General features: G+C 72.1%; 5 protein-coding genes. 4 read left to right on the top strand and 1 reads right to left on the bottom strand.

Annotation, left to right across the window (positions count from 1 at the left end):
- Positions 1-88: 88 nt before the first annotated feature.
- Complete coding sequence (locus ACFWPS_RS53500) at positions 89-2,473, bottom strand: SpoIIE family protein phosphatase (protein WP_383721757.1); 2,385 nt, start codon at positions 2,471-2,473, stop codon at positions 89-91.
- Between the two features lie 272 nt (positions 2,474-2,745).
- Between ACFWPS_RS53500 and ACFWPS_RS53505 the strand changes: the two genes are divergently transcribed.
- From ACFWPS_RS53505 to ACFWPS_RS53520, 4 genes are all read left to right on the top strand, one after another.
- Positions 2,746-5,847: a glycoside hydrolase family 2 TIM barrel-domain containing protein gene (locus tag ACFWPS_RS53505; protein WP_383721759.1), complete on the top strand. Its 3,102-nt coding sequence runs from the start codon at positions 2,746-2,748 to the stop codon at positions 5,845-5,847.
- Positions 5,848-5,938: 91 nt separating this feature from the next.
- Positions 5,939-6,178 carry a hypothetical protein gene (locus tag ACFWPS_RS53510; protein ID WP_089103774.1) on the top strand — a complete coding sequence of 80 codons (240 nt, stop codon included), beginning with the start codon at positions 5,939-5,941 and terminating at the stop codon, positions 6,176-6,178.
- Positions 6,179-6,181: 3 nt separating this feature from the next.
- Entirely contained in the window at positions 6,182-6,559 is a 378-nt protein-coding gene (locus ACFWPS_RS53515; RefSeq protein WP_383721761.1) for a toxin Doc, read from the top strand.
- A 468-nt stretch (positions 6,560-7,027) separates the two neighbouring features.
- Positions 7,028-8,190 (top strand): hydrolase (locus ACFWPS_RS53520; RefSeq protein WP_383721763.1); only part of this gene is annotated, 1,163 nt, incomplete at its 3' end.

Raw genomic sequence — 8,190 nt, forward strand, 5'->3', positions numbered from 1 at the left:
ACCTTCTACAACACTCGACGCCGACACACTGCGCTCGCAGGCCAGCCCCCGATCAGCCGCCTGTCACCAAAGTCATGACCGAGTACACCTAGGCGATGTCGTCCTCGAAGAGGGACAGCTCGGCCCAGATCGTCTTGCCCTCAGGGGAATGTCTGGTGCCCCAGCGCTGGGTCAGCTGAGCGACCAGCAGCAGGCCGCGGCCGCCCTCGTCCCAGGTCTTGGCCCGGCGCAGGTGCGGGGCCGTGTGGCTGGTGTCGGAGACCTCGCAGATCAGGGTCGTCGTGTCGTGGATCAGGCGGAGCCGGATGGGGTGGGCGCCGTAGCGGATGGCGTTGGTGACCAGCTCGCTGACCACCAGCTCCGCCGTGAAGGCGGCCATGCTCAGGTCCCACACGTCCAGCTGTTCCACGGCCTGCTTGCGGATCGGCGCGACCAGGGCGGGGTCGGCGGGGATGTCCCAGGACGCCACCCGGGACGGCGGCAGGCCCTGGGTGCGGGCCAGCAGCAGGGCCACGTCGTCGGCCGCGCCGCCCGGCGGCAGCAGGGCGTGCAGGATCCGGTCGCAGGTCTCGTCCAGGGAGTCGCTGTACGCCGACAGCGCCTCGTGCAGGAGCCGGCGGCCGGTGTCCGGGTCCCGGTGCCGGGAGGTGATCAGCCCGTCCGTGAACATCGCGAGGACCGTGCCCTCGTCCAGCGTCACCTCGGCCGACTCGAACGGCAGCCCGCCAAGGCCCAGCGGGGGACCGGCGGGCAGGTCAAGGCGGTGGGGGCGGCGGCCGGGGCGCAGCAGGACGGGCGGCGGGTGCCCGGCGCGGGCCAGCGTGCAGCGCCGGGACACCGGGTCGTAGACGGCGTACAGGCAGGTCGCGCCGACCTCGCCGGGGCTGCCTTCGCCGCCCTGCTCGGCCGAGAGCCGGAGCACCAGGTCGTCGAGGTGGGTGAGCAGCTCGTCGGGGGCCAGGTCGATGTCGGCCAGGGTGCGCACGGCGGTCCGCAGCCGGCCCATGGTCGCCGAGGCCTGCACCCCGTGGCCGACGACGTCTCCGACGACCATGGCGACCCGCAGCCCGGACAGCGGGATCACGTCGAACCAGTCGCCGCCCACCCCGGCCCGCGCCGCCGGCAGATAGCGGGAGGCGGCCTGCAGGGCGGCGGTGCGCGGCAGTGTCCGGGGCAGCAGGCTGCGCTGCAGGGCCAGGGCGGTCTCGCGCTCGCGCGAGTACCGGCGGGCGTTGTCGATGCAGACGGCCGCCCGGGCCGTGATCTCCTCGGCGAGCAGCACGTCGTCCGGGCTGAACGGGTCGAGCCGCCGGTGCCGCCGGAACACCGCGACCCCCAGGGTGGTGCCGCGGGCCTGGATCGGTACCGACATCGAGGAGTGCACGCCGAACTCGCGTACCCGCTCCCAGCGGGCCTTGTTCCAGGACAGCCACTGGTCCAGCGCGCCGGATGCCACCGAGGCCACGATCGTGTGCCCCGCGGTCAGCGAGTCGGCCTGCGGCGAGGAGGCCGGGTAGACCTCGGTGTGCCCGGGCTTGAGGACCGCCTCGGGGATGCCGGGCAGTACGGACTGGTGCGCGGTGCGGCGCAGGGTGACCGGAGCGGTCAGCCGGGCCGGGAGGTCGTCGCCGTTCTCCGGCGGATCCAGCAGGTCGACGGTGACGAAGTCCGCGAGCGCGGGGACGCAGACGTCCACCAGCTCCTGAGCCGTACGGATGACGTCGAGAGTGCTGCCGATGCGCACGCTCGCCGCGTTGACCAGCTGGAGCCGCTCCCTGGACAGGTAGTTCTCGGTGAAGTCGTGGGCGGCCAGGCTCACGCCCCGCACCCGCCCGGCGGCGTCGGTGACCGGTGCCATCCGGGCCAGCCAGGCGTGCGCCCGGTCCTCGCCGCCGGTGCGCATGTACGTCTGCACGTCCAGCGGCCGGCCCGAGGCCAGCACCCGGAGCATGCTCCGCTCCAGTTCCTCGCTCTGTGGCTTGCCGCCGATCTCGGTGACCCTGAGCCCCTGGATCCGCTCCTCGGGCAGCCCGATGACCTCGGCCATCGCGTCGTTCACCCGGCGCAGCCTGAGCTGCTCGTCGTAGACCGCGATGGCGCACGGCGACTGCGTCAGCGCTGCCGTCGTCAGCGGATCGTCAGGGGTGCGCGGGCCGCCGCCGTCCAGCGGGGAGACCACCAGCCAGTGACCGGACTGTTCATCACGGGCCGTGCTGTGGTGCGCGAGCAGCCAGACCGGGATCGTATAGCCGTCCCGGTGGCGGAGTTCGAGGGTGCCGTCCCAGCGGGCACTGACGGGTGCGCGCGGGGTGACGTCCCCGGCGAGCAGAAGTGCCGCGGGCCGGCCCACGACCTCTTCGGCCGGGTGGCCGAGGAGCCGTCGGGCGCCCTCGTTCCACTCCGTCAGTGTGCCGTCCTCGCCGATGACAGCCCGGGCCGTCGCCGCATCGTCGAACGGATAGACCCGGCTCATCTCGCCACTCCCAAGCGCACACTCACAGTCAACAGGTGCACCACTCGTGTTAAGCGTAGTGCTTCGGACCCTCTCGCGACCGGCAAGCGGCGGCGTTCGGTCGGTCGGGACCGGAGCCTGTCCGGAGTGCCGAACGTGGACCGGTCAACGGGACGAAAGGGGTGGGAGATGGTCTCCGGACCCTTGACGCGCGCAAGTGTCACCCCGTCAGAATCTGTGTGTTCACGATCAGTTGTGAGTAGTTCTGGGCCCTGATGAGGGAGAGCCGCACCATGACGGTCACACGCAGATCGGTTCTGGCAGCCGCCACGGCAGCTCCGGCGGCCGGTGCCCTGCTGAGCGCCCCGGGCGCCTGGGCGGCCCCGGAGGCAGGTACGTCCTCGCAGGTCACCGGCCGCCGCACGGTCGCCCTGCGGGACGGCTGGCGGTTCGCGCTGGTCAACCCGGGCGGGATCACCGACCCGACCGGCGCCTACGCGGACGCCGCCGACCCCGGGTACGACGACTCGGCCTGGCGGCAGGTCGCCGTACCGCACGACTGGAGCATCGAACAGACCCCCACCACCGAGAACGGCACCACCAGCGGCACCGGCTTCTTCCCGGGCGGTCTCGGCTGGTACCGGCTCGCCTTCACCCTGCCGCCCGGCTACGCCGGCAAGCGGATCTCCGTGGAGTTCGACGGCGTCTACATGGACTCGTACGTCTACTGCAACGGCACCGAGGTGGGCCGCCATCCCTACGGGTACACCGGCTTCGCCTTCGACCTCACCGACCTGCTGAACACCGACGGCAGCACCGCGAACGTCCTCGCGGTCAAGGTGCAGAACCGGCTGCCCAGCAGCCGCTGGTACTCGGGCAGCGGCGTCTACCGCGAGGCCCGGCTGGTGGTGACCGATCCCGTGCACGTGCCGCGTTGGGGCACGTACGTCACCACCCCGGACGTCACCGCCGAGCGGTCCGTGGTCCGGGTGCGCACGGCCGTCGTCGACGAGTCCGGCGCCGGCGCGGACGTGACGGTCCTGTCCCGGATCACCGACCCGGACGGCCGCACGGTCGCCCGTACCTCCTCGTCGGTCACCGTCAGCGGCCCCGGCGGGACCACCGCGACCCATGAACTGACCATCGAGAAGCCGCAGTTGTGGGGCATCGACGCCCCGCACCGCTACACCCTGCACACCGAACTCCGGGTCGGCACCACCACCACCGACACCTTCCGCACGGTCTTCGGCATCCGCGGCTACCGCTTCGACCCCGACGAGGGCTTCTCCCTCAACGGCGTGCCCACCAAGATCAGGGGCGTCGACCTCCACCACGACCAGGGCGCCCTCGGCTCGGCGATCAGCGCCGACGCGGTGCGCAGGCAGATGACCCTCATGAAGTCGATGGGCGTCAACGCCTTCCGCACCTCGCACAATCCGCCCTCACCGCAGATGATCGAGGTCTGCGAGGAACTCGGCATCGTGATGATGGTGGAGGCCTTCGACTGCTGGCGGACCGGCAAGACCAGGTACGACTACGGCCGGTTCTTCGACGAGTGGTGCGAGAGCGACGCCACCGAGATGGTCCTCGCCGCCCGCAACTCGCCCGCCGTCGTGCTGTGGTCCGTCGGCAACGAGATCCCCGACTCCACCTCCACGGCCGGCCTCGCCATGGCCGACCGGATCATCGCCGCCATCAGGGCCGCCGACGACACCCGTCCCCTGGTGATCGGCTCCGACAAGTACCGCAGCGTGCCGAAGCAGGGCTCCGCCGCCGACCTGATGCTCGCCAAACTCGACGGACTCGGCCTCAACTACAACACCGCCAAGTCCGTGGACGCGCTGCACGCGGCCTACCCGCACCTGTTCCTCTTCGAGTCCGAGTCCTCCTCGGAGACCTCGACCCGCGGGACGTACCAGGAGCCGGAGCACCTCAACACCGGGGAGAACCACACCCCCGGCCGCCGGGCCACCTCGTCCTACGACAACAACCTGTCCTCCTGGACGATGAGCGGCGAGTACGGCCACAAGAAGGACCGGGACCGGAAGTGGTTCGCGGGCCAGTTCCTGTGGTCGGGCATCGACTACATCGGCGAGCCGACGCCGTACGACGTGTTCCCGGTGAAGTCGTCCTTCTTCGGCGCGGTCGACACGGCCGGGTTCCCGAAGGACATGTACCACCTCTTCCGCAGCCAGTGGGTGAGCGAGCCGATGGTGCATCTGCTGCCGATGAGCTGGAACCACGAGGAGGAGGACACGGTCGAGGTGTGGGCGTACGCCAACGTGCCCACCGTCGAGCTGTTCCTGAACGGAGAGTCCCTGGGGGTGCGGGAGTTCGACACCAAGACCACGACCGACGGCCGCACCTACCTGGAGACCACCGAGGCCACCGGCGACGACAGGACCTTCACCTCCGGCCCCTACCCCGGCAGTTACACCAGCCCCAACGGCAGTGCGGGCAAACTGCACCTGACCTGGAAAGTGCCCTATCGGCCGGGCGAGTTGAAGGCGGTGGCCCGGCGCGCTGGCAGGGTGGTCGCGACCGACGTCCTGCGCACCGCCGGCGCCCCGCACGCCGTGCGCCTCACCGCCGACCGCAAGTCCCTCTCCGCGGACGGGCGTTCACTGGTCTTCGTCACCGCGGAGATCGCCGACGCGCACGGCGTGGTGGTGCCCGACGCCGAGCACCTGATCTCCTTCGCCGTGACCGGAGGCTCGCTCGCCGGGCTCGACAACGGCCGTGAGGAGAGCGCCGAGCGCTATCAGGCGAGCACCCGGACCGCCTTTCACGGCAAGGCACTCGCCATCGTCCGCTCCGGTACGGAGCCGGGCGCCCTCAAGGTGACCGCGCGGGTGGACGGGCTGCGCGGGGACACCGTCACCGTGCACACCACCCCGGCCCGCGCCGTGGCAAGCACCCCCGCCCCCGACCTCCGCCCGGACTACCCGGCCCCGCCGGACTACCCGCACGCGGACGCCGGTTACTCCGGCCGTCCGGACACCCTCCCGGCCGCCATGCTCGACGGCGACCCGGCCACCGGCTGGTCCAACGCCTTCGCCAAGTCGGCCACCGCCCTGCTGCCCGCGTTCGGCGGCGCCCGGACCGCGGACTGGGTTTCGGTCGACCACGGGCGCGCCCGCACCTTCGACCGGGTGGACGTCTCCTTCACCGTGGACGCGACCCACGCCCTCCCCGCGTCGGTCGAGGTGGCCGTCTGGGACGGCACGGCGTACCGGGCCGTGCGGGACGCGGCGGTGGACTGGGCCACTGCCTCGGACACCCCGACCGTCATCACCTTCACCCCGGCACCCGGCTCCCGGATCCGGCTCACCCTGACCAGCGCCCGCCCGGGGGAGACCCCGGGCGCGGTACGGATCAGCCGCCTCGACACCTGAGGCCTCGGGGTGTCCCTGCCAGGTACCTGGGGGAGATGGTCTTGAGCTGCGGGTATTTACGGTGGAGTACCCGCGCGGTACCGTGAAGGGCATGCCAGCTCTCAACGTGGAGTTCAGCGACCGCGAACTTGAGGACCTCAGGCAGATAGCCAAGGAGCGCGGTACGTCCATGAAGGCCCTCGTCCGTGACGCGGCGGCCGCCGACATCGCCCGGCACCGGGCCCTGCAGGAAGGGGCGGAGGAGTTCCGCCGTTTCTTCGCGGCCCATGCCGCCGAGTTCGCCGCCGCGTTCCCCGACGACGAGCCGCCCGCGAAGGGCGAGGCCGCCTGACCCATGCCGCCGGTCATCCACATCGACGTGCCCTGGCTGCTCCAGCGCCACGAGGAAGTCATGCCGGAGCAGCCCACCATCAACGACTTCTCCGCGCTGGTCGCCGCGGTCGCCCGGCACCGGGTCGATCCGCCCCGGCTCGGCGTGGACTCCGACCCGGCCTGGCGGGCTGCCGCCCTGTTGCACACCCTCGCCCTGCTCAAGCCGCTGCCCTCGGCCAACGCCCGGTTCGCCTGTGCGACCGCCGTGGCCTACATGTACGTCAGCGGTGCCGGCATGGACCCGCCCTACGGCGCCCTCGTCGACCTCGCCCGCGACCTGATGAGCGGCAAGGCCGACGTCTACGCCGCGGCGGACCGGCTCCGTTCCTGGCAGCTCTGACACCTGCCCGGACTTGCAGGGGGGAGAGCTGCCCCGGTTCCTCGGGGCCGCCGGCCGAGGGCGGGAGGAACGGGGCCGGCGGCCTGTTTCGCGCGGAAGTGCCGCCGTTCCGCGCGGGGCCTCGTGAGGAGGGCCGGTCATCAGTGGACCACCCGTGCGGGCGGGCCGGGAGCGTGCGCGCGGGACCGCCGCGTGCGCACGGTTCACACGGGGCGCGCGGAAAGGTGAATACGGCCATGCAGGGGCAATAGCCACCAGCGACTTTCTGACTTTCTGTCAATGCTGTCGATGTTGTACAGGTGCCTTGTTGCTTGTGTGAGACTTGTGCGAGGGTGAATGCCCGCGCGGGGGTAATGGCCGGGTCCAATTCGACAGTTGAGGAACGCGACCTACACCGCGCCGGCGAATTCCCGCTCCCCGCAGGCGCACCGAAGAGGTACGCACCACCGCACCAAAGGAATCCGCTCCGTGCCCACCCCCCACCCGCCTCGCCCTCCGTATCCGCCGCCGGGCGGTGGTGCAGGGGAGTCCGACGAGTCCCTCGCCGCCCCGCTGCGAGCCGGATCCGACATCGAGGCCTCCCGTTCCGCCGCGCTGCTCATGGCCCGGCACTGGCGGCCCGTTCAGGAATACGCGGTCATCTGCCTGGCCGCCTCCGGGCCCGTCGCGCACATGGTCGCGGCCGCCGCCTTCCACCAGGTCCTGGACCGGGTGGCCCTGGGTGAGACGGCCGACGCGATCCGCCCGCGCCTGCTGGTCTCCGTCCGCGACACGGTCGCCAACTGGTCCGCGGAGGACCGAATAGCGGAGGTTCTCCCCGACCTCGGGAAACCGGCCGGCGGCCGCGGTATGCGTGCCACGAAGTCCATGACACCGGAAAACCGGACCCTCGCGGAGCGTTCATTCCTGGGCCTTCCGGCGCTCGCCCAGAGCCTGCTCTGGCATGCCGAGGTGGAGGCGGAACCGATAACCGTACCGGCCGGTCTGTTGGGCATGGACACGGCAACTGCGTCGGCGGCTCTCGAAGACGCCCGGGAGAAATTCCGCGAGGGCTGTGTCCGCGCCCACCGGGATCTCGCGCCGTCCCAGGAGTGCCGCTACTACAACCGGCTCCTCGACGTGCCCATCCGCCGGGGCGGCGCCCTGCTGCCGGACGTCCAGGAGCATCTGGCGGAATGCCCGTACTGCCGGGCCGCCGCCGAACAACTCGGCCATGTCGAGGGCGGTCTTGGCGTGCTGCTGGTCGAGGCGGTGCTCGGCTGGGGAGCCCGCCGCTACCTCGACACCCGCCCGGGACGCAAGGGCGCTGCGGATGTTCCCCTGACCCGCGCCGCCGCCCGGCGCGCCGGAGGAGGCGGGCGCCGCCGCGCGGCCGCCCGGACCAGGCTCCTCGCCCGCATCCCCGTGCAGGTGCGCCGCCCGCCCGGCTCCTGGTCGTCGAAAACGCTGCTGACCAGCGTCGGCGTGGCCGGCGCTGGACTGCTCGCCTCCGTCCTCGCCGTCAGCACGCTGTCCGGCGGTGGGGGGCGGGGGGCCCCCCGGGGCACCCCCCCCCCGGGTGGCCGGGGCGCCCGCGCCCCGGGCGCCGCCCCCCCCCCCCCCCCCGGCCCGCCCGGCGCCCGCCCCCCCCC

Origin of the sequence: Streptomyces sp. NPDC058457, from assembly GCF_042720695.1 — a bacterium.
Taxonomy (GTDB): Bacteria; Actinomycetota; Actinomycetes; order Streptomycetales; family Streptomycetaceae; genus Streptomyces.

Coding starts and splice junctions, on each gene's coding strand:
- ACFWPS_RS53505 (WP_383721759.1), top strand. CDS start 2,746: ATGACGGTCACACGCAGATCGGTTCTGGCAGCCGCCACGGCAGCTCCG.
- ACFWPS_RS53500 (WP_383721757.1), bottom strand. CDS start 2,473: ATGAGCCGGGTCTATCCGTTCGACGATGCGGCGACGGCCCGGGCTGTC.
- ACFWPS_RS53515 (WP_383721761.1), top strand. CDS start 6,182: ATGCCGCCGGTCATCCACATCGACGTGCCCTGGCTGCTCCAGCGCCAC.
- ACFWPS_RS53510 (WP_089103774.1), top strand. CDS start 5,939: ATGCCAGCTCTCAACGTGGAGTTCAGCGACCGCGAACTTGAGGACCTC.